Genomic DNA, 21352 nt, shown 5'->3' with positions numbered 1-21352 from the left:
CAATTACTGTGGATATCATATTTCAAGGATTCCAATCGTCACTGCCTCTTTGGTGTTATGTACTGATTTTAATCGTCACTCTACTGCTGACTTGGTGGTCATATAAAGACATAACTGCAATAGGTGATTTTTACCGGAATATACTTATTCTATTGCGGTCTGGAGTATTCTTTATCCTTTTACTGGTACTCTTGAATCCTTTTTTGAAAACAGAATCCACCTACACCGAACGGGCTGATATTCTTGTAGTGCTCGATAATTCTGCCAGCACTGATATCAACAAAAACAAGTATGAAGGAAAAAAGACCTATCAAAAAGTACTTAGCACGCTCAATTTTAGGGACTCATCTTCCGTAGATTATCATTTTTTTAAAATCGGCATTGAGGCTACCTCTACCCATTTGGACAGTCTGACCTATGATGCTTCACAGACAGATTTGTCAGATGCCATTAGAACTATAAACAGCACCGAAACCAACGCTGATGCTGCCATCCTCATCAGTGACGGCATCTATACAAAGGGAGAAAATCCCGTTTTTGAGGCTAAGGAATCGAAAAATCCAATTTATACTGTTGGTATTGGAGATACCTTGTCTCAGAAGGATATTGTTGTTCAATCTGTTTCCTCACCATCTACCGGTTACCTCAATACCGAACAGTCTGTCTCAGTTAATATCAAAAATAACGGCTTTAAAGGTAAACCATTTCAAGTTCAACTACAGAGTGGAACGGACGTTTTGTCCCAAAAAACCATCACTCCCGAATTGACAACCGGTAACCGTGAAGTTTCGTTGGCACTGCCGTTAAACACCGAAGGACTCCAGCAATTTACTGTTCATGTACCTAAACAGCAGGATGAATGGACGGCTAATAATAACATGCAGCGATTTTCGGTGGATGTACAAGATGCCCGCCAACAAATTTTATCACTTGCTTTTGAAGTTCATCCCGATATTCGGTTTTGGAGATCCCTTCTAGAGTCGGATAAAAACACGGACCTTACAAAACGTACCTGGCTGGGCGGCAACCGTTTTATAGAGGGAAATTTCACTGCCAATTCAGATTCTGTTGATTTGCTTGTTTTTCACGGATATCCGCGTTCTGGCATTCCAACGGATATAGAAAACAAGCTATCTGCTTTAGCTCAGCAGGTGCCGGTAATTATAGCAACGACGCCACTATTTTCCGCGGAACGCTTTGAGGAGGAAATCACTTCACTCCCGGTTGTAGTCTCCGGCAGCTGGGAGCCATCTTCAGTACGCCTCTCCCCTCGTAGCCAAGGGATTTCTCATCCCATTATGGAGATTCCAGACATTAGCTATGACCGTCTACCATCACTGTTTGCCCCTATTCAAAATATTGACCATGCTCCCGGTGCTACAACTTTGTTGAGCAGTAATTTTCAGGGACAAGATACTGATAAGCCAGCTATGACTGTTGAGGAGCGCGGCAACAGACGACTGGCACTGATTGGTGCATACGGGTGGTTTCGATTACCTCAACAAGACAATCCGGGTATTCGTCAGTTTGCAGAAAACTTGCTGCTCAATACTGTTAGTTGGACGGCCGCAGACCCCGATAATGAATTACTGGAAGTAATACCGGCACAAAAGACATTCAGCGGCTCCGAAGATGTAGTGATCAATGCATACCTCACCAACGAACGCGGACAGGTAGAAACTGATGCTGATATAAATATCTCCGTCGATTCTGAAGATACAGAACCTCGTTTTTATTCGATGGAAAATAACGGTTCGGGCAGATATAAGCTAAACATTGGTTCTCTCCCGCAAGGGATATTTTCATTTGAAGCAACGGCCAAAAAGGGTAGCCGCCAGATAGCAACCCAAAAAGGAGAATTTGCAGTGGCTAAATCAAATGCAGAGTTTATTAATACCATTCGTAATGATAGGGTATTACAACAGATTGCTGCTCAAACGGATGGAATATATCATCCTTATGATTCACTTTCGGGCTTTTGGGATACACTGAATGAACGTGGACTGCTAGATAAAAATGAGAAGATTTCGACCTCATTTTATTATCTATACCGCAATATTGGCTGGTTCTTGACTGTCATTTTATTACTGTCGGCCGAGTGGGTGCTACGTAAATATTTGTCACTTCCCTAAATAGATACTGCAGATTCCCGGCATCGTATAGTTCCTTCACGGGCATCAATTTGGGCCTTTAATCCTATTGGCAGAGTAATCATATCACTAACATGGCCAAATTGAGCTCCGGAAAAAGCTGGAATGCCCAAAGGTTTGATATGGTCACTAAATACTTGTTGTAGAGATAAGCTTTGTTCATCAGAACGACTACAGTTGGTACACTGTCCAAATACAAAGCCTGAAATCTGATCGAGTATGCCAGCAAGTTTTAATTCGGTAAGCATCCGATCTATGCGGTAAATATCTTCTCCTACATCTTCAAGGAATAAAATATTTCCTTGCCACTCAGGCAGATAATCTGAACCCATCATTGCTGTTAATACGCTTAAATTTCCGCCCAGAAGACGTCCCTCTGCACGCCCGGGGGTTATCTGGATAAAAGGAGTGCAACCGCTGCAAGATTTATTTTGAGGGATAGTTAGCGTATTTCCCGGCTGCCCGGTAAGCATATTATCAAAATGATCAGTAGTATAATCGGTCCAGTCAGATTTACCGACCGGTCCGTGAAAGGTAATTAGATTTGTTTTAGCATAAATGGCTAACAGTAGAGAGGTAATATCACTGAAGCCCACCAAAATTTTAGGGTTATTTTTGATAGAATCGAAATTGATGTGGTTCAAAATACGATTGGATCCCCATCCTCCACGGAATGGAATAATAGCTTTAACTTGCTCATCGGCAAACATCGCATTAAGGTCAGCAGCACGATCAGCATCCCGCCCTGCAAGATAACCATACGAATCGCGGGCGTGGGAACCTTCTTTAACAGCAAACCCCATTTGCTGAATTTTTTGAACGATTTGATCATATCTTTCCAGGTTATCCAGTCGGCTTGCGGGACTGATAAGTCCAATGGTATCCCCCTTGTTTAATCTGGGAGGTTTCATTGTTTTTCCTGATGTTTCCCAAAAACCTGCCGTACCCAAAGATCCGACACCTCCGACTCCAAGTAGTTTCAGAAACTTTTTCCGTTCCATAGTTAGCCCACTTTATACAAATTTTGTTGGTCAATTATCTTTTCTACCGAAGCAGGAACAAGGTCAGCAATATTTTGTGCTGATGATGCTTTACTTCGAACTTCAGTTGAGGAAACTGAAACGGATTGATGATCAATAAAATGCGTCTTTTGCGCAATCTCCTGATTCAATTGAATATCTCTTGCTGATGGTCTTGCAGCTACCAACAACTCACAATAAGACAATATTCTTTGCCATTGATACCATTCAGTAAAGTGCTTTGCCGAGTCTGATCCCAGGCAAAGGAAAAATGACTTCTCTGAAAACCGGTCGGTAAGATACTCAAGAGTGCGGACAGTATATGAGGGATCGGGCAACTGCCTTTCGATATCACTTACTTCCACTCTGTCAAATCCGGCAAAAGCTTCTTGTAGCATTTTCAATCGAACTTCATACGAAGCCGGTGACTGCCCCCTTTTATGCGGCGGATGCGGTGTAAGCAGTACCCACAGTTCAGTGATATACGGAGAAGCTAAAAATGAGCGGGCAATAGCCAAGTGACCATTGTGGACGGGATCGAAACTACCGCCCAATAGTCCTATTTTATCGCTCGAATGTGACATTACTCAGAAGAGCTGTCAACACTGGCCGTTGAGTTTTTAGCCTGTGAGTCAGAATTGGAAATCTTTGCCAAGGCTGCGCGGGCCTTATCTACATATTCATCGGCCTTGCTGCGGTATTCACCATTTGGAAAGAGCTGGATAAACTTTTCATAAGCATCTACTGCTTTTTGGTATCGCTCCTGCTTCTTCGACTGCACACTACGTCCGGCATAGATGTTATAGGCATTAATTTTGCCAACCAGTGATCGCTGTGCCCAAATTGTTTCGGGATATTTATCAATAGTTAAATCATAGTAGGTAAGAGCTGCCTGATAGCTGTCGGTAACCATATAAAGCTGAGCTGCGTTATAGAGTTTTCGGGCCAATTTTTCCCGCATCTCGGAAATATAATTCGCTGCTTTATCTGCTTCCGGCGTTCCTGAGTACCTGGAATTAAATAATCGAAATTTTTCAATAGCCTTCCGTGTATATTTTTGATCTAACTTATACCGCGGACTCAGCTTATAGTATGAAAACGCCTCTTTAAATTGAGCGTCTTTTCGTTTATCAGAACGGGGAAAGAGTGATACATACCGTTCAAACTCCGAAGCGGAAAGTAAATATCGTTTATCCTTAAAATATGACTCCGCTAAATAATACTGTGCCTGCTGACCTATATCAGTTCCACGGCCTATTTCTAATACAGTTTCAAACCCTTCGGCTGCATCACGGTATTTTCCATTTTCAAAAAGCCTCATGGATTTATCAAAGGCTGTTTCTAAATCATCACCCCGCCGAATTAAATTTTCATTTTTACATGATATCGCAGCAACAAGAACTACTGCTGCAAGTAAAAATCTACTACTAATCGTTACCATTTTTTTCATCATCATAAATAATTTATTTCAGTATTTCCTGGAAATTAAACGATTTAAAAATTCTGTAATTCCTTTTTTGTACTGTGAGTTATCAAAAGTATCGAGATGGTCAATAGCTTCCTGATAGTGATATTTAATAGCATTCTTTGTATCTGAAAATACATCCAATGATTCAAAGATAGATATTACTTCTGCTATTTCCTCCTCGGAATTTTCTGTGGATGTCAGAAGTTTAACCAGCTTCCTGTTTGTCTGTTCTTCGCTTCGCTGCAGGGCAAGGAGCGTCAGGTATGTCTTCTTACCTTCAACGATATCTCCCCCCTTTTTCTTGCCAAACTTTTTAGGATCAGCAACAGCATCCAATAGATCATCCTGAATTTGAAAAGCTATACCTACCTTCCGGCCTATAAACTGCAGTTCTCTGATCCACTTCTCATCGGCCCGGGCTACTGCCCCGCCCATCGCAAAAGCACCACTTATCAGTGCTGCAGTCTTTCCTTCAATCATTTGCAAATACTGGTCGATGGATACATCATAATCTTTCTCAAACATCAGATCATAAGCCTGCCCTTCGCAAACTCTTTCTGCACTATCCAAAAAAAGATCTAAAATAAGGCTGTATGTTTGTTTTGAATAGTCCGCTTCCCTGCCATAATATTGCAGCTGTTTGAAAGCTTTGGCATACATCGCATCACCAGAAAGAATAGCGGTATTAGAGTCCCATTTTTTATAAACACTGGGTTCACCGCGTCGCGTGTGAGCACGATCCATGATGTCATCGTGCAATAATGTAAAATTATGGAGTAATTCTATAGAAAGTGCAGCGGGAATGGCTTCTTCAATATCACCGCCGCATACACCACATCCTACCAGCGTCAAATATGGACGCACTCGTTTACCGGCCAATGACAGAGTGTAACGCACCGGATCGTATAATAGCGAAGGCTCTTGCGGCAGATTAAGCTCCGCAAGTTTATCATCTATAAGATTCGAAAGTTCTTGCTGTTGTTTTGTGGCTTCCACCTTAACAATACTGAATTTCTAAAAGGCCAAATATAAGGATTTTAGCGCAAGATGTTACCGATTATTAGTTGTTATTTGCAGGTGCCCTGGATCTAAATCGTCAAGTTGTTCACATCCCAGTAGCATAAGAATAGTAACCAACTGCTTCTGCCATTTTCGGTAAAGATTTTCTAGTCCCTCATAACCATTATCATCCACAGCCTTAATTACCGGCTGGGCAGCCGCAGCAAAATCAGCGCCGAGGCACAGCGACTTGGCGATATGATGACTGGACCGGATTCCGCCTGACGCAATGAGTTCAAAATTATAGCTCCCTTTGAGCTCTTGAACCTGGTGGACACACTCCAGCGTGGGTATCCCCCAGTTGTTAAAATCATTCTTTGGATTCTTATTTGAGAGGCGTTCATTTTCTACTTTTGCCCAGCTTGTGCCGCCCGCTCCCGCTACATCAATAACCTTGGCACCGGCATCTAATAATCGCTCTGCTACCGCCGCCGATATCCCTGCTCCCGTTTCTTTGACGATAACCGGCACAGGACTGTCGTTACATAATTGATTTATACCTTCTTCAATCCCTTTAAATTTGCGATCTCCCTCGGGCTGCATAAGCTCTTGCAGGGGATTCAAGTGCACAATAACGCCATCAGCCTCTATAGAGCTTATCAACAGGTGAAGTTTATTTTGGGATAATCCATTAGCAAGCTGTGCACCACCGATATTAGCGGCAATAAAAGCAGAAGGTGCTTTATCTCGGACTACTGAAAACGACGAAACGGCTTCTTCATCTTCGAGCATAATGCGCTGGCTCCCTACCCCAAAAGGCAGGTTATACTCCTCACAAAATTCCGCAATGATGGCATTCACCGCTCCGGCATCAGTATAGCCGCCGGTCATTGATGAGATAAAGAGCGGAAAGGCAAAGGTCCTGTCCAGCAGCGAAGCTTCCGTAGAAATATCCTTTAAATTAACTTCGGGCAATGCATCATGGATAAAACGGTACTGCTCAAATCCGGTTGAAAAACGGTAATTCATGTTACCGGAGGTGGTCAGCTCAACATGATCTTTTTTGCGCTGCTTAATACTCATTTAGTTACTGGTTAATTGTCATTTGGTACATATGAATCCTACATAACATTTAAGATGGTATGCTTTTATAGTTTATGAGCACAAATTAACAAATAACCTATAACAAGTAACTATCATATCATATAGCTTCCGCCGTTGATATGAAACGTGGCCCCGGTCATATGCGGTACTTTTCCGGATGCCAAGAAGGCTACCAGCTCTCCCACCTCTTCAGGTGATGTAATTTCGTCAAAGGCCATACCTTCCGTAAGGTAGTCTTCACCATAAACATCGATAGAACCCATAGCCATATCTGTTTTGATGAATCCTGGCGCAATAGAATAAGCTGAGACACCGTGCTCTCCAAAATCTCGGGCAACACTTTTTGTAAAAGCCACTAATGCCCCCTTTGAGGCCGCATAAGCCGAATATTCTTGCGTATCACCGCGATAAGCTGCACGAGAAGATACGTTTATAAGATAACCGCCGCCTTCTTCTTTCCACCGATTGAGAGCCCATTTTGAAAGTAAGGCTGCAGAACGGAGATTTACCTGCATGGTTTGGTCCAAGGTATCAAGCCAGGATTCATCATCCAGATCAAATCCCGCCTCTAGAAAAATTCCGGCATTATTGATAAGCACATTGGGAGCGGTATCACGATCGAAAATCGGTTTTAGCTTAGATTTTATGGCATCGGGATTAGCTAAATCCACATGTATTCCCTCAAAATCAGGATTTTCAACAAATTCGTCTGGAAATGCTGAGCTCCGGGCTGTACCGATAACTATCCCTCCCTGTTCCAGCAACAATTGTGCAATACTTTTTCCAATTCCGCGGGATGCCCCGGTGACTAATGCGTAGGTATTCTTATTCATATTATTTTTTATAAAATACTAAAAATCATTCGAACTGAATGTAATAAGACATTCTGTATCATCTAAACCATTTTACCCTCCTGGACGAAATCAATAAAAAAAGCTAAACCAGTTATTGATTATATCAATCAGTTTCGAACTAAATGATTAAAAGAGGAGAGGCTACAGTAAGTGTGACTGACGTTATTATTTAAAGAAGTTCCTTAGATGTCATTCCATAAATCCAATGCCTGTGGCTCTCATTGCAAAACAACCAGACCAGAAATCATTGAATCTATCCCCTGTACACAGGAACATTCGAGCAAGCTTCACCGTACATCAGCTTTTTAACGTAGGGAAGTAATTGTTGAGTGGCATACAGATAGACACCTTCAGGTACAGGCTTTTCTTTACTGGAACATCCCTTGAGTATAACAAACTTGTCCTGATATGAACTCCAGTTTAACTCTTTCAAATTTCGACGGTAAAGTTCATACAGCATATCATCAACCTTACCTTTAAATACTTCTTTAGCGTGAGTTGCAAGGTGTTGGCCAACAAGCATATAAGCCCATTTAGAAATAATAGCATCTGTCGAACAATAAACCCCTACATACTGTCCCTCAAACTGGCTCCAGTCGAAATTTTCGAGTTGCTCCCGGAAGTCATCTTCCTTTAAAATCATCCCTTTAAAAAGAAATTGCTTAAGGTCTAACTCTGTACGGGGTGTGGAGTCAAAGTACTCCTGAAGATCAATGGTAACAAGCTTTTCGGATTGTTTGACCTTGTTGACGATTTCGCCTTGTGTGTCGGTAGCCATAATCTAAATTGAAAATGATTCTCCGCACGAACAGGTGCGGTTTGCATTCGGATTATGAAAGTGAAATCCTTCGCCGTTTAATCCATCGGTATAATCCAGTTTAGTACCGGATAGATACAAGAAACTGCGCATATCGCAAATAAGCTGAATGCCCTTATCCTCAAACTCTTTTTGTTCATTGTCACCGGAGGAAGGATTAGCGTCAAATTCCAGATCATAAGTCAGCCCTGAACAACCGCCACTGACAACTCCTACGCGCAATTTGGCGTCATCAGCAATATGTTGTTCTTCACGGATGGTTCTGATCTGATCCGCCGCTCGTTCGGTAATAGAAATGGACATAAAGAGTAACTCAATTTATACTGATACTACCTGAATTTCAGGATCAATACGCTTAACCATACTTTCGATGGCATAGAGCGTTCCACTGGTTGCGGTGGGACAAGTTCCACATGCGCCCTGGTAGTGAACCTTAAGTCGGTCACCATCGAGGCCAAGAATCTTCAAACCACCGCCGTCAGCCAATAAATAAGGACGTACCTGGTCATCAAGCATCTTATTGATTTCCTTAAGACGCGGATCGTCAGTTTCCTGCACCTCCTTGGTAGCATGTACCTCTTCATCCTCTTCCAAATCAGTTTGAGTAGAAGCTTCACGGATAGGCGGAGCCAGCTGACGTAGCAGCTCAGACCAAACGGCATCACCATCCTGCGTTACGGTCACATATTTATCTACAAAATAAACGTTGATAACGTGGTCTATAGCAAAAAGCGATGATGCCAACTCATTGCTCTCGGCTTCATCAGCATTTTCAAAGGATTTAGTGACACCATTTGTAAGTGGGTCTCCCAACACAAAACGCATAGCATCGGGATTAGGCGTACGTTCTATTTCTTTGATCTTTGGCATAATGGTAAAGGCTAATAGCTTATTAAATGTTCACTATTTAGAACTAATATAAATATAATCTATTGCAATTAACAGTTTCAAGTCGCATAAAACTCCGAATATTTCACAAATAACATCATATGATTCTGAACTTATTTCACAATGTCATAAGTGAAAATTAGCTATAGCAACTGATCCTGAACTAAACCTGTGATGACACAACCTTTTCAGAATTTTCGTATAAATTGTCATTCAAAAATTGATTTTGCTTTCTTAATCCCCGCAACGAGACGGTCAATATCTTCCCTGTTGTTATAGAAAGAAATAGAGGCCCGAGCTGTTGCAGGCACATTAAAGCGCCGCATGGTAGGTTGAGCACAGTGATGGCCCGTGCGGATAGCTATGCCCTGTTCATCGAGAATAGTACCAACATCAGTAGCATGGATGTCATCGAAAACAAAGGAAATAACCGATGCTTTTTTCTTGGATGTTCCTATGACACGGAGTCCATCAATAGACAACAGCTGCTCGGTTCCATATTCAAGCAGTTCTTGTTCATGATGAGCAATATTTTGCATACCGATATTGCTGAGATAATCAATAGCTTCGGCAAAACCGACTCCCGCAGCAATGGGGGGCGTACCTGCCTCAAACTTATGCGGAGAAATATTATAGGTTGTTTCCTCAAAAGAAACTTTATCGATCATGTCTCCGCCCCCACGATACGGCGGCATTTCTTCAAGATACTTTTTCTTGCCGTACAGAATACCAAATCCAGTGGGACCACACATCTTGTGAGAGGAAAACGCATAAAAATCGGCATCCAAACCCTGCACATCAACAGGACTGTGTGGAACGGCTTGCGCCCCATCTACGAGTACCGGAATGTCTTGAGTATGTGCTGCTTCAATCATCTTTTTTACGGGATGAATGGTGCCCAGAGCATTAGAAACATGTCCAACGGCAACAATAGCTGTATTCTCATTGAGCAGAGCTACGTACTCATCCCAAATGATCTCACCATCATCATTAACCGGAACTACTTGCACCTTTGCTCCATATCGTTCGGCAATCATCTGCCAAGGAACAATATTAGCGTGATGTTCAATTTCGGTAACCAAGATTTCGGCACCTTGCTCAATAAAACGTTCGCCGAAACTGTTAGCTACCAGATTGATAGAATCAGTAGTGCCGGTGGTATAAATAATTTCATCTTCATGCTCAGCATTGATAAAATGCCGGATCTTTTTACGTGCCAACTCATAAGCATCGGTAGCCTTTTGGCTTAATGTGTGGATACCGCGATGAACGTTGGCGTGTTCATTTCGATGATAGGCATCAATACGGTCAGCTACACAGCTCGGCATTTGGCTGGAAGCTGCATTATCCAAATATACCAGCGGATTATCTTTTACCTGTTGATCAAGTACAGGAAAATCATCTCGAACGCTTTCAAAATCAACGTTCTCAGCTGGTGTGGAGGTTGCAACTTTAGCCATAACATTAAACCGTTAATTCGGAGTCTAGCTGTCGTTCAGTGAACTTATGCACTTCATCTACGAGTAGTTCTTGTACAGAATCAACCGTAATATTTTCGATAGTCTCGAGTGCAAAAGCGTAAATAAGAAGTTCACGTGCCTGCTGCTCGTTGAGTCCGCGACTTTTAAGATAGAAAAGCTCATCCTCTTCAAGCTGTCCTACAGTGGCACCATGTGTACATACCACATCGTCGGCAAAAATCTCGAGCTGAGGTTTAGTATTGACTAATCCTTTGCGCGAAAGCAGTAAGTTTCGGTTTTCCTGGAAAGAATCAATTTTCTGAGCGTCTTGGCGGACAAATATCTTACCGTTAAATACCGAGTGTGCCTTCCCATTGATCACGCACTTGTGCAGCTGATGGCTTTCGGCATGCGAAAAACGGTGATCCATGACGGAATGAGTATCCGAAACCTGCTCTCCGTCAATCAGTACAAGACCATCAACCGTAAATTCAACCTCTTCGTCTCGTTGAGAAATACGAGGTTCATTGCGTGATAGCTTAGCTCCAAGGGTAATAGTATAAGACTCATAATCGGCGTGATGATCCACAAAAGCCGCTGTTCGTGCAATATGGATAGCCTCACGACTGTCGCGTTGTATCTTGGTATGCTTCACATAAGCATCTTCTTCCAGATTCACTTCCACTACCGGCAGATTAAAATATTTGTTATCTGCCAAACCAATGTGATCCTCAACGATAGTAATTTCGGAATTTTTATCAGCTACAACTACGCTACGAGAAGTTGTAAAATAGTTTTCGTCCGCATCAGTCTGTACATACAGAAGGTGAACTGGTGCTTCAACGGTGACATCTTCGGGCACGTAGATGAAAGCCCCATCCTTCAGAAATGCACTATTGAATGAACTAAAGACATCATTCTCGAAATTATTCTCGACATATTTATTCAGATGGTCTTTAATAAGGTCATTATCATCAGCAGCCAGCTGAGCAATATTTCCGATAACGACTTCATCCGGCAGTGCATCCGTAGAAGAATGTTCTGCAGAAAAAGACCCATTAACAAAAACAAGTCGAGACCCTTCACTTTCTGGAAGATAGTGTTCGCTAATATCAGAAGCCTCTACTTCTAAATTAGAAGCCAGCTCATAAGAATCCCGATAAAGATCCCGAAGACTAATAAATTTCCAGTCTTCTAGCTTTTTAGTTGGAAAAGAGGTGTTTCGCACCCCTTCTGCCCCTTTTAGGCGAACCTTATCAAGAAGTTTAGATTGCCCGTTAAGTGAACCTTGAAAGTTTAGTAAATCTTTTAAAAAAGTGCGCTCTTTTTGTTGCTTCACAATTTGCTATAAAATTTTTGAATTTACTGTTTTATACAGATGCAGCTGCTGTATCAATCAACCAGTCGTATCCTTGCTCCTCGAGCTTCACAGCCAGCTCTTTGTCACCGGATTTTGCAATCTTTCCATCAATCATCACATGAACGTGATCAGGTGTGATATAATCTAAAATACGCTGATAGTGTGTAACCATACATATGGCTTTATCCTCATCAGCAATTTGATTGATACCGTTGGCTACTGTTTTTAAAGCATCAATATCGAGTCCTGAGTCAGTTTCATCCAAGAATGAAAGCTTAGGATTGAGTACGGCCATTTGGAAAATTTCGTTGCGCTTCTTCTCACCACCGCTAAAACCAGCATTGATACTACGCTCCAGAAATTCAGGCTTCATGTCAATCAGTTCGAGCTTTTCCTTCGCATAATCTTCAAACTGCAGTGGATCCAGCTCTTCTCTGCCCTGTTCTTGGGCAATAGTATTATATGCCTGGCGCAACAACGTTTTGTTGGTTACACCCGGAACCTCAACAGGATACTGAAAAGCAAGAAAAACGCCCAAGTGAGCACGTTCTTCAGGGTCAAGCTCCAAGATGCTCTCTCCTTCAAAAAGAATGTCACCTTGTGTCACTTCATAAGCTTCATGACCGGCAACAACTTTAGAGAGCGTACTCTTACCGCTTCCGTTGGGACCCATGATCGCATGGATCTCACCTTTATTAATTGTCAAGTTAACGCCTTTGAGGATTTTTTCAGATGGATCCTCTTCCACACATACATGTAAATCTTTGACTTCTAACACGTTACTAAATTCCTCTAATATTATTTTTAGATTTTATGATGTAATGAATGATTAACCGACACTGCCTTCAAGCTTAATGCCCAGCAGTTTATCAGCCTCCACAGCAAATTCCATCGGCAGCTCCTGCAATACCTCCTTGCAAAAACCATTAACGATGAGCGAAATTGCGTCATCTTCATCCATGCCGCGCTGTTGCAGATAAAAGATCTGATCTTCGCCAACTCGACTAGTAGAAGCCTCGTGCTCTACCTTGGCCGTCGGATTGGCTGATTCGATATAGGGGAAGGTGTGCGCACCACAGGTTTGTCCGATAAGCATGGAATCACAAACCGAATAGTTTTGCGCATTTTCGGCACGTGGACTAATTTTTACCTGCCCGCGATAACTGTTGTCAGATTCACCGGCCGAAATACCTTTCGAAATAATGGTACTCTTTGTGTCTTCACCCACGTGAATCATCTTAGTACCGGTATCAGCCTGTTGACGATTATTCGTTACAGCCACAGAGAAAAACTCTCCTATAGAACCATCTCCTTGCATTATCACGCTGGGGTATTTCCAGGTAATAGCGGAACCAGTTTCTACTTGTGTCCAAGATATTTTAGAGTTATCACCGCGGCAGTGTCCACGCTTTGTAACGAAATTAAAGATACCGCCCTGGCCTTGTTCATCTCCGGAATACCAGTTCTGAATCGTAGAATATTTAATTTCTGCATCTTCAAGAGCAACAAGCTCAACAACAGCAGCATGCAACTGATTTTCTTGATACATCGGTGCGGTACAGCCTTCCAAATAGCTTACGTGGCTGTTATCTTCGCAGATAATGAGCGTGCGCTCAAACTGCCCCGACTGCATATTGTTGATACGAAAGTATGTAGAAAGATCCATCGGACATACCGTATCTTCCGGAACGTAAACAAACGATCCGTCAGAAAAGACTGCAGAATTCAGAGCTGCATAAAAGTTATCACCTTTGGGAACGACTGATCCCATATACTCTTTCACCAGTTCAGGATGATCCTGAATAGCTTCAGAAATAGAACAGAAAATAACGCCCGCATCGGCTAGCTTTTCTTTAAAAGTGGTAAAAATAGACTCACTGTCAAAAACAGCATCAACGGCAACACCCTGCAGCTGTTTTTGCTCCTGCAGTGGAATACCCAGTTTTTCATACGTTTCCAGAATTTGTGGATCTACATCATCCAGGCTTTCCGGCTTTTCTCCGTTCTCTTTCTTAGGCGAAGAGTAATACTGGATTTCATCAAAATTGGGCTTTTCGTACTCAACATTGGGCCAGTCAGGTTCTTCCATCTGCTTCCATTTTTCAAAAGCTTCAAGCCGGAACTCCAGTACCCACTCCGGCTCGTCTTTGCGACGAGATATTTCCCGGATAATATCCTCATTAATTCCAGTAGGAAAATCTTCATATTCCACATCAGTGGTAAAACCATACTTATACTCACCACCTACCATGGATTCAAGCGCTTCAGTTTCACTCATAACTATATCTATACCGTATTTTGTGGTGTTTAATAATTAGCTTAGTCAACATCAGTTCTGCTAGATACGTTCTGCAAAATAGCTTAAAGCAGACTAATTCTAAATTGGTCGATCTGCCCGCTTTGTTTCTGAGCACAAAATATAAGCAAACTTACTAGCAAGTTAAACTTAATTCGATGAAATTAAACTATTAGTTCACCCCTCTATTTTCAGTTATAAAATGCCAGAATTATGCATACAAAACCAATAGAATGAGACTATCTAACAAATAGTTTTTGATTATTTTGGCCTCAATATTAGTCCTTTACCATTACTGATTGATTTTGGATACGGTGCTTTTGGGTCTGTAGTACCAATCTATTTCTTGGATAATAATGTTTCGGTGAAGCATGGGATTTACCTGGCGCTTGGCCTGTAGGGTTTTATGATGATTGTATTGAGTCCCATTATTGGTTGGGGATTCTTTGGATTGGGATATGCCGGTCAACTTGCTGCTGATGCTCCCTTTTATCTAGAATCTGGATCTAAGTATGTAATTATGACCCTAATTTTGCATCTGACTTATGGAGCAATAGTTGGCTAAGGCAATGCTAGGATAACGGCCGGACAAGCCGATATGGCTCAAGATGTTTGACCTGCAAATAATATTGCTACGCAGCTGGCATTCACAATATCCTGCCAGCTACACCCGCGGGAAAGATCCATCATTGGATGGGCTAAGCCCTGCAGTATTGGTCCGGTAGCTGATGCTCCAGCCAGACGTTCGGTAATTTTATAGGCAATATTGCCCGCATCCAAGTTGGGAAAAATAAAGGTATTAGCTTTGCCTGCCACATTGGATTCCGGTGCTTTGCGTTTTGCCACTTCGGGTACAAAAGCTGCATCAAACTGCAATTCCCCGTCAATCTGTAATTCGGGAGCTTTTTTTTGCACCTTTTCCAAAGCATTAGTCACTAGTTGCGTTTTCTCATGTTTCGCACTACCCTTGGTCGAAAATGAGAGCATAGCTACCGTTGCCTCCTCCTGCATTAGCAATCGGTGAGTTCGAGCTGACTCAATAGCAATATCAGCTAGTTCCTTTTCATCTGGATAAGGAACGACGCCACAATCTGCATAGGTAAGCACTTGTCCATCTTTCAGTGCCATCAAAAATGTACTCGAGACAATATCTGTTCCCTCTCTAAGTCCTATATTATGGATAGCTGCTCGAATTACCTCTCCCGTGGTAGCCAGCGATCCCGCTACACAACCATCCGCAACACCTACTGCTACGAGTGCGGCGCCAAAATACAGTGAATCTTGCGACAGTTTTTGTTCTGCCTCATATCGAGATATTTCTTTATGTTTTCTGCGGTTGTACAAATGTGTTACCATTTCTTCAGTCACCTCAGCGGTGGAATGATATTGTATTGCCGCCGGAAGTTTAACCTTTTCTTCCTTCGCTTTTTTATTAACCTCTTTTTCATCACCTATGAGTATAACATCACAGATATCTTGGGTTACCAAATGACATGCAGCCTGCAATATGCGCGGGTCATCGGTTTCCGGGAACACAATTGTCTTTCCTTTCTCTGATGCACGATTTCGAATATCTTCAATTATGGATTCCATTATATCAATTTCACTATATCAACAGTAAGATTGCAATAATTGCGGCTGCGATACCGGCCCATTGTTTGTATGAAACTTTATCATTCCAGACCAGCAATCCCAAGAATGTACCACCAAGTACGTTCAAAATGTTCACAATGGGATAGGCAACAGATCCACTTATGCCATCAAGCGCATAAATTAAGAAAATTGAAGAGTATAAATTGGGAATTCCGATGACGGCTCCCAGCATAGCTTCTTTTTTTCGAATAATTGGCCCTTCTCGAAATATGCAAATAAGGAGCCCGATGATAAATGCACCTACAAAAATCATCCCCATAAAAGTAAGTTCGTTAAGGTTAGTGCTGAACTCTTCTTGATAAATTTTCAGGGATGCATCCGCAAAACCTGACAGCACAAAAATGATAAGCAGCAGCCAAGAGGCATTAATACTCCCCACTTTAAGCTTGTTGTTCTTTTTGGGGACTAACAGTGCCATAGCTCCAAAGACTAGCACAACACCTGCCAGCCTTACACCGTCTAGGTATTCGACGTAGAAAAAGACGGATATAAGCACGGGAATGAGCAATGACATACGCATAGAAGCAATGGTGATCCCCACTCCGTTAGTGTGCACCGATTTACCATAAACAACAAAGTTGCTAATAAAAAAGGCGCCTACTAAGCCACAAAATATAAGCAAGACGGTGGTTTGCGAACCCAAATTTGTCGTTCCACTACCGTTTAAATCTACAACCAGCGCAAAAACAGCCGCAACTATATAGTTAACCGTTAACGTATTAAGCGTTCGCAGTTCTTTCACTTCCGTTAGCTTAAGCAAATGTGCAATTGTCAGCGAACATACAGAACTGAGGATGATAAAGAGGTATGCCATCTGTTAATTCTGTAAATCTATGGTTGTATTGCCCAACAACAGAGGATCTTGAGGACGATCATGCAATTTACGCGTTGTATAAGATACATTTCGCTGCAAATACTGGTAGATATCTGTCAACGTAGTGTTTCGCTGCTGTAATGCTTTGGTAAAGAAGTAGGGGAAAATGTGGTGTTTCTTGTCTTCCTGAACGGATTGATATAGTGCCGAAGGCTGATTAAGACGCGAAGAAAAAAGTACGGCTGACTGGGGATTAGCATCCAACAATACTTCTGATGAAGCTGATAACAGCCGATTCCTTTCGGCAGCACTATAATTCTTTAATTGACTGGAAGAACTAAAATCAAGGTCAGAAATAATGAGTATCTGTCCGGAAGTTATGGTATTTATTTGTTCTAAGATTTGCCTGAAAGAGACAGCAGACTGTACACTGGAGGTATCTGTGCTAACTCCCAGCATGCTGACAGTAGAATTCTTGCCTTCAGAAATCTGACCATAACCACTCAAATATACCGTCAGTTCTGATTCTTCATTGGCAGCTAAACGAATTTCAGAGAGAATATGGCTGACTTCAGAAGGATTGCTGAAATCTTGGAGTTCATAAATCTGCTCTTCGGAATAACCAATAGCATTGTTTAAATAGGTTTTGATTAGGCGGCCATCACGGTGAGCATACATTCGCTCGTTACCAGATGCATAATTTTCGTTAGTAATTATCAATCCAATGGCATTAGGATGATTTCCCCTTAAAATGGATATATTACTCTCTACATCTACGTCACCGAAAGCAATACGAGAAACGGTTTTGATCTGCTCTTCTTGCTTAAAATCGGAAGGACGCCAAACAATTTCGGCATCATCTTTGGCAACATAATGCTCTGCAATACCGTATAAAACCTGGTACCAATTTTCAAAACTGGTATTGTTAATTTGCAGCTTACTGCCCTCAACCAAATCTGCCACAATATTATCAGCCGTATCATCGGAGGTATTTCTTAGCGGCGAAAACCGAGCAGTGACATTAGCGTACGGCTGCAGTACATCAGATATTGGGAACTCATAAGAATAAGTAGAATCTTCAAAAGCAACAGATACTCCGACCGTTCCGGGATCAGACCCTTCTAGGTTAAGTTCATTAATCGGTTCAGCCAGTGGAACAGTTAGCTGGCCGTTATTAATGGTCAACTGCTGTTCTGAAATGGTCAAATCACCATATTGAATAGTCACAGACGGCTTATCATTGGGTTTTGATTGAATATGTACAGTATCTACGCGAATACTGTTGCCCACATTGCGCAGGTATCGTTCTTCACCGGTAGGTCGAGGCTCACCAACAGCCTTAAAGTTTAGAAAACTTGCTGTCGTCAACAGTACCCCCACAGCATTCAGTGTTAGTGAATAGCCTCTTGATCTACCACTGCTGAAAGCCGAAGAGTTGGCGCCATAAAAAGACAAGGCGGCTCCTGTTAATCCCAAGGCCATAAAACCGGGCTGAAGCTTATAATCTTGAATTTGACGCTCGGCCAGCAGCCGTTGAGAATACTGATATTTGGTGCGAGACATTAAATTAAGCTGCAACGTAGGGCTTTGGGGATTTACAGAATCAGCCTGCTGTAAAAATCGATTCTGCTCCAACACTTTGTACTCGGTGGTGTCAACAGCAGAACGATCTTTGACCATCCAACGGCCGCTGGTACAGCTCCATAATCCACCCGCAAAAAACGCCAGTAACAATATGTAGGAAAATTTCCTCACTGATTTACAGCTCAATTACAGTACTAATGCCAATGACCTGCCGAAACTTAAAGGAATTTTCATTCCCAGGATTAGAAACCCACAACGGCAGATCATATCGGATGTTAATGCCGCGGGGCTTACCGAGATAATCGGGAATATTGATGGAAAATGTGAATCCCAATCCAGCATCAGAAAGCAGTCTGGACTCTTCGACATCGGTAATACCGAGTGAAGTTCCGCCATCATAAAATAAATAAGAGTCTAAATCCATCACTCCACCTACTACTGGAATGGAATCAATAGCATTACCAATGGGGTTGGGATACTTCAACTGCAAATTCAATGCAGAAAAGGAAGTAATCAACGGAGCTGCCGAGTTGTTCAGTACATTGATATCAGAGCTTACATATCCCCGCAAGTTTGGTCCACCGGTAATCTGGATATTACCTGCTCTTATCCAAGACGGAGGAATAGTACCTCTTGCGCGGGTCAAACCACTGTTCATCCACTTATGAGCAGATTTCAAAGAACGAGAAAATAAGTACTGCGGTGCGGTCGTATTCGATGCTATGCCGGTATATATACGGCCGGTAAGCGTAAAAGCTGAAGAAAGCGAAACCTGCTGCTGGTATGAAGCCTCTCCCCTCACAAACTGATCATAATTACCCGCCATATTTACATCCAGGTTTAGCGAAAAGCGATGCCGCCCCAGCGTATTTACATTTGTTGATAAGTAACCTATTGAAGCTAAATACAACCAATCATTCTGCCAAAGCTGTGGATAAAGTAGATACTCGTTATCAAATCGTTCTTCTGCACGAGTACCGACAGACAATTCTTTATAATTCTTTTCATTAAAACCATTTTGCCAGCGCTTGTTAAAAGAAAGTCCGTGCTGTTGAAATCCTGTGCGATAAGACGTTTCCAGCCTGATACTTGCTTCGCTTCCATAATCAGAAAGTTTGGCAATAGGTTCGGTGTAAGAAAGATAGTACGAAACGGGATGGTCAGGTATCTTCGTCCCAAGCCACAGCCCCATATTCAGCCGATGCGGACCATCACCAAAAGTACCGGCCTGCTGCCCACGGAGACGCCCACCTATCCGAATTCCATCCGTGCTATTGAACCATACATCAGGAGCAGGCAGTAATTCGTATGATTTTTCTTGGGCATGTGCCTTCTTAAGACTACATGCCAGTACTGCAACGAATAAAGCCGCAAAAATAATAGTATGTCGCTTAAACCTTTCTACTGTTTGTTTATCCACGCGTCCAGTATTTCATTATCTGTAACAATGTTCGCAAGTAGATTCATCAACCTGCGTTGTTCCGGCCATTTAATATAGTCTTCAACGTCATCTTCCAAAACCCATTGCCATTCGCGGTGCTCGTGATTCAGGCTAAGTTGTTCACTGTGATTAACCTGCGCCCCAAAAGCGGGAATATGGTGAATAGTATCAGACTGTTGGTCATAAAACTGATTTATCGAGGGAATTGTCCAAAAAATATCAGGACTTAATCCCGTCTCTTCCTTTAATTCACGGATAGCAGCATCTGTCGCTTCTTCATTTTCTTTTACCTTACCGCCAACCATACGCCATTGTCCGGCATAGCGAACATCGGCTGATCGCTTCAATACCAAAAACTGAATCTGATCTTTTTCTATGCTATACGGATACACATCTACAAGGCGACTCATTACTCAGGCAGCGATTTCTTCTTAAAGTAATCAAAAGTCTTTGACAGTCCTTCCCTTCTATCGTACTTGGGCTCCCACTCCAGTACCTTTTTTGCCTGGCTGATATCCGGCTGACGTACTTGTGGATCGTCTTTGGGTAGTTCTTCAAAAGTTATTTTGCTGTCAGAGCCAGTCAGATCGATAATTTCTTTGGCAAATTCCAGGATACTAATTTCTTGGGGGTTACCAATATTGACCGGCTCGGTATAGTCACTCTGGGATAATCGCCAAACGCCTTCTACCAGATCATCCACATACATAAAAGAACGCGTCTGCGAGCCGTCTCCATAGACGGTCAACGGATTCCCGCGCAGGGCCTGCCTCATGAAAGTAGGCAGCGCGCGTCCGTCGTGGATGCGCATCCGAGAACCATAAGTATTAAAAATTCGTACAATACGCGTTTCTACACCATGATACCGGTGATAAGCCATGGCCATGGCTTCGGCAAATCGTTTGGCTTCGTCATAGACCCCGCGATGACCGATGGGGTTCACATTCCCCCAGTAGTCTTCGGCCTGTGGGTGGGTCTTGGGATCACCATACACTTCGCTGGTAGAGGCCAGCAGAAAGCGAGCGTCTTTAGCTTTTGCTAAACCCAGTGCCTTGTGAGTACCGAGTGATCCCACCTTTAAGGTCTGGATGGGCATTTCCAGGTAATCTATCGGCGATGCGGGAGACGCAAAGTGCAAAATCAGATCAAGATCACCACCTACGTGGATGTAATTCGTCACATCATGTTTGACAAAACTAAAATGATCGTTACCTGTTAAATGCGCAATATTATCGGCACTGCCGGTGGAAAGGTTATCCATGCAGATTACTTCATAACCTTCGGATAAATATCGATCACAAAGATGTGAACCCAGAAATCCGGCGCCACCAGTGATGAGAACACGTTTTTTCTTTTTGCTCATGTAGATTTATAAACTCAGAATACAGAAACTGTAAAAATTAATCGTTACTGTTGAACGTTCTGGTGTCAGATCTATACTCCTA

Annotated in this window: 21 protein-coding genes; 2 read left to right on the top strand and 19 right to left on the bottom strand. The window is 42.5% G+C overall.

Translation table 11 applies throughout. The annotated features are described in order from the left end of the window. Positions 1-8 precede the first annotated feature (8 nt). Entirely contained in the window at positions 9-2132 is a 2124-nt protein-coding gene (locus LX73_RS02515; RefSeq protein WP_170245559.1) for a hypothetical protein, read from the top strand. On the opposite strand, the gene LX73_RS02510 is transcribed toward LX73_RS02515, so the two are convergent. From LX73_RS02510 to sufB, 13 genes are all read right to left on the bottom strand, one after another. Next, a complete protein-coding gene (locus LX73_RS02510; protein WP_148897893.1) occupies positions 2129-3151 on the bottom strand; it encodes a S66 peptidase family protein in 1023 nt (340 codons plus the stop codon). The two genes, LX73_RS02515 and LX73_RS02510, sit on opposite strands and share 4 nt — an antisense overlap. A gap of 2 nt (positions 3152-3153) precedes the next feature. Beyond that, positions 3154-3753 carry a nicotinate (nicotinamide) nucleotide adenylyltransferase gene (nadD, locus tag LX73_RS02505; RefSeq protein ID WP_148897892.1) on the bottom strand — a complete coding sequence of 200 codons (600 nt, stop codon included), beginning with the start codon at positions 3751-3753 and terminating at the stop codon, positions 3154-3156. Further along, positions 3753-4625, bottom strand: a complete 873-nt coding sequence (locus tag LX73_RS02500; RefSeq protein ID WP_148897891.1) for an outer membrane protein assembly factor BamD — start codon at positions 4623-4625, stop codon at positions 3753-3755. Before LX73_RS02500 ends, nadD begins: the two co-directional genes overlap by 1 nt. A 12-nt stretch (positions 4626-4637) precedes the next feature. Beyond that, complete coding sequence (locus LX73_RS02495) at positions 4638-5633, bottom strand: polyprenyl synthetase family protein (protein WP_148897890.1); 996 nt, start codon at positions 5631-5633, stop codon at positions 4638-4640. 54 nt (positions 5634-5687) lie between these two features. Further along, complete coding sequence (fni, locus tag LX73_RS02490) at positions 5688-6719, bottom strand: type 2 isopentenyl-diphosphate Delta-isomerase (RefSeq protein WP_148897889.1); 1032 nt, start codon at positions 6717-6719, stop codon at positions 5688-5690. Between the two features lie 113 nt (positions 6720-6832). After that, complete coding sequence (locus tag LX73_RS02485; RefSeq protein ID WP_148897888.1) at positions 6833-7573, bottom strand: SDR family NAD(P)-dependent oxidoreductase; 741 nt, start codon at positions 7571-7573, stop codon at positions 6833-6835. A 274-nt stretch (positions 7574-7847) separates the two neighbouring features. Continuing rightward, positions 7848-8372, bottom strand: a complete 525-nt coding sequence (locus LX73_RS02480; RefSeq protein WP_148897887.1) for a DUF2480 family protein — start codon at positions 8370-8372, stop codon at positions 7848-7850. A 3-nt stretch (positions 8373-8375) separates the two neighbouring features. Beyond that, complete coding sequence (locus LX73_RS02475) at positions 8376-8714, bottom strand: HesB/IscA family protein (RefSeq protein ID WP_148897886.1); 339 nt, start codon at positions 8712-8714, stop codon at positions 8376-8378. A gap of 15 nt (positions 8715-8729) precedes the next feature. After that, on the bottom strand, positions 8730-9281 hold the full coding sequence (locus LX73_RS02470) for a NifU family protein (protein ID WP_148897885.1): 552 nt from the start codon (positions 9279-9281) through the stop codon (positions 8730-8732). A gap of 227 nt (positions 9282-9508) precedes the next feature. Then, positions 9509-10759 carry a cysteine desulfurase gene (locus LX73_RS02465; RefSeq protein WP_148897884.1) on the bottom strand — a complete coding sequence of 417 codons (1251 nt, stop codon included), beginning with the start codon at positions 10757-10759 and terminating at the stop codon, positions 9509-9511. Between the two features lie 4 nt (positions 10760-10763). Next, the gene (gene sufD, locus LX73_RS02460) at positions 10764-12098 is read right to left on the bottom strand and encodes a Fe-S cluster assembly protein SufD (protein ID WP_170245558.1); all 1335 of its coding nucleotides are present in this window, start codon (positions 12096-12098) and stop codon (positions 10764-10766) included. A 31-nt stretch (positions 12099-12129) separates the two neighbouring features. Further along, complete coding sequence (sufC, locus tag LX73_RS02455; protein ID WP_211359342.1) at positions 12130-12897, bottom strand: Fe-S cluster assembly ATPase SufC; 768 nt, start codon at positions 12895-12897, stop codon at positions 12130-12132. A gap of 51 nt (positions 12898-12948) precedes the next feature. Further along, positions 12949-14397: a Fe-S cluster assembly protein SufB gene (gene sufB, locus LX73_RS02450; RefSeq protein WP_148897881.1), complete on the bottom strand. Its 1449-nt coding sequence runs from the start codon at positions 14395-14397 to the stop codon at positions 12949-12951. A 424-nt stretch (positions 14398-14821) separates the two neighbouring features. On the opposite strand from sufB, the gene LX73_RS12895 reads away from it, so the two are divergent. Then, positions 14822-14980, top strand: a complete 159-nt coding sequence (locus LX73_RS12895) for a hypothetical protein (protein WP_170245557.1) — start codon at positions 14822-14824, stop codon at positions 14978-14980. 38 nt (positions 14981-15018) lie between these two features. Here LX73_RS12895 and pta read toward each other — a convergent pair whose 3' ends face one another. From pta to LX73_RS02420, 6 genes are read right to left on the bottom strand one after another with little or no spacing between them, the layout of a single operon-like run. Further along, positions 15019-16008 (bottom strand): phosphate acetyltransferase, encoded by a 990-nt coding sequence (gene pta / locus LX73_RS02445; protein WP_148897880.1) that lies wholly within the window; start codon positions 16006-16008, stop codon positions 15019-15021. A 13-nt stretch (positions 16009-16021) separates the two neighbouring features. Continuing rightward, the gene (locus LX73_RS02440; RefSeq protein WP_148897879.1) at positions 16022-16882 is read right to left on the bottom strand and encodes an EamA family transporter; all 861 of its coding nucleotides are present in this window, start codon (positions 16880-16882) and stop codon (positions 16022-16024) included. Between the two features lie 3 nt (positions 16883-16885). Beyond that, positions 16886-18637, bottom strand: coding sequence for a caspase family protein (locus LX73_RS02435; RefSeq protein ID WP_148897878.1), 1752 nt, complete (start codon positions 18635-18637; stop codon positions 16886-16888). A gap of 4 nt (positions 18638-18641) precedes the next feature. Further along, positions 18642-19886, bottom strand: a complete 1245-nt coding sequence (locus LX73_RS02430; RefSeq protein WP_148897877.1) for a BamA/TamA family outer membrane protein — start codon at positions 19884-19886, stop codon at positions 18642-18644. Beyond that, the gene (locus LX73_RS02425) at positions 19868-20317 is read right to left on the bottom strand and encodes an NUDIX domain-containing protein (protein ID WP_148897876.1); all 450 of its coding nucleotides are present in this window, start codon (positions 20315-20317) and stop codon (positions 19868-19870) included. Before LX73_RS02425 ends, LX73_RS02430 begins: the two co-directional genes overlap by 19 nt. Then, on the bottom strand, positions 20317-21270 hold the full coding sequence (locus LX73_RS02420) for a UDP-glucuronic acid decarboxylase family protein (protein ID WP_148897875.1): 954 nt from the start codon (positions 21268-21270) through the stop codon (positions 20317-20319). The genes LX73_RS02425 and LX73_RS02420 overlap by 1 nt, the downstream gene beginning before the upstream one ends. Positions 21271-21352 lie beyond the last annotated feature (82 nt).

It is taken from the genome of Fodinibius salinus, from assembly GCF_008124865.1.
Classification (GTDB): Bacteria; Bacteroidota; Rhodothermia; order Balneolales; family Balneolaceae; genus Fodinibius; species Fodinibius salinus.
Note: the sequence above shows the minus strand (reverse complement) of the source record. Positions and strands in the feature narration are given on the sequence as shown.

Coding starts and splice junctions, on each gene's coding strand:
- LX73_RS02510 (WP_148897893.1), bottom strand. CDS start 3,151: ATGGAACGGAAAAAGTTTCTGAAACTACTTGGAGTCGGAGGTGTCGGA.
- nadD (WP_148897892.1), bottom strand. CDS start 3,753: ATGTCACATTCGAGCGATAAAATAGGACTATTGGGCGGTAGTTTCGAT.
- LX73_RS02500 (WP_148897891.1), bottom strand. CDS start 4,625: ATGATGATGAAAAAAATGGTAACGATTAGTAGTAGATTTTTACTTGCA.
- fni (WP_148897889.1), bottom strand. CDS start 6,719: ATGAGTATTAAGCAGCGCAAAAAAGATCATGTTGAGCTGACCACCTCC.
- LX73_RS02485 (WP_148897888.1), bottom strand. CDS start 7,573: ATGAATAAGAATACCTACGCATTAGTCACCGGGGCATCCCGCGGAATT.
- LX73_RS02480 (WP_148897887.1), bottom strand. CDS start 8,372: ATGGCTACCGACACACAAGGCGAAATCGTCAACAAGGTCAAACAATCC.
- LX73_RS02475 (WP_148897886.1), bottom strand. CDS start 8,714: ATGTCCATTTCTATTACCGAACGAGCGGCGGATCAGATCAGAACCATC.
- LX73_RS02470 (WP_148897885.1), bottom strand. CDS start 9,281: ATGCCAAAGATCAAAGAAATAGAACGTACGCCTAATCCCGATGCTATG.
- LX73_RS02465 (WP_148897884.1), bottom strand. CDS start 10,759: ATGGCTAAAGTTGCAACCTCCACACCAGCTGAGAACGTTGATTTTGAA.
- sufB (WP_148897881.1), bottom strand. CDS start 14,397: ATGAGTGAAACTGAAGCGCTTGAATCCATGGTAGGTGGTGAGTATAAG.
- LX73_RS12895 (WP_170245557.1), top strand. CDS start 14,822: ATGATGATTGTATTGAGTCCCATTATTGGTTGGGGATTCTTTGGATTG.
- pta (WP_148897880.1), bottom strand. CDS start 16,008: ATGGAATCCATAATTGAAGATATTCGAAATCGTGCATCAGAGAAAGGA.
- LX73_RS02440 (WP_148897879.1), bottom strand. CDS start 16,882: ATGGCATACCTCTTTATCATCCTCAGTTCTGTATGTTCGCTGACAATT.
- LX73_RS02425 (WP_148897876.1), bottom strand. CDS start 20,317: ATGAGTCGCCTTGTAGATGTGTATCCGTATAGCATAGAAAAAGATCAG.
- LX73_RS02420 (WP_148897875.1), bottom strand. CDS start 21,270: ATGAGCAAAAAGAAAAAACGTGTTCTCATCACTGGTGGCGCCGGATTT.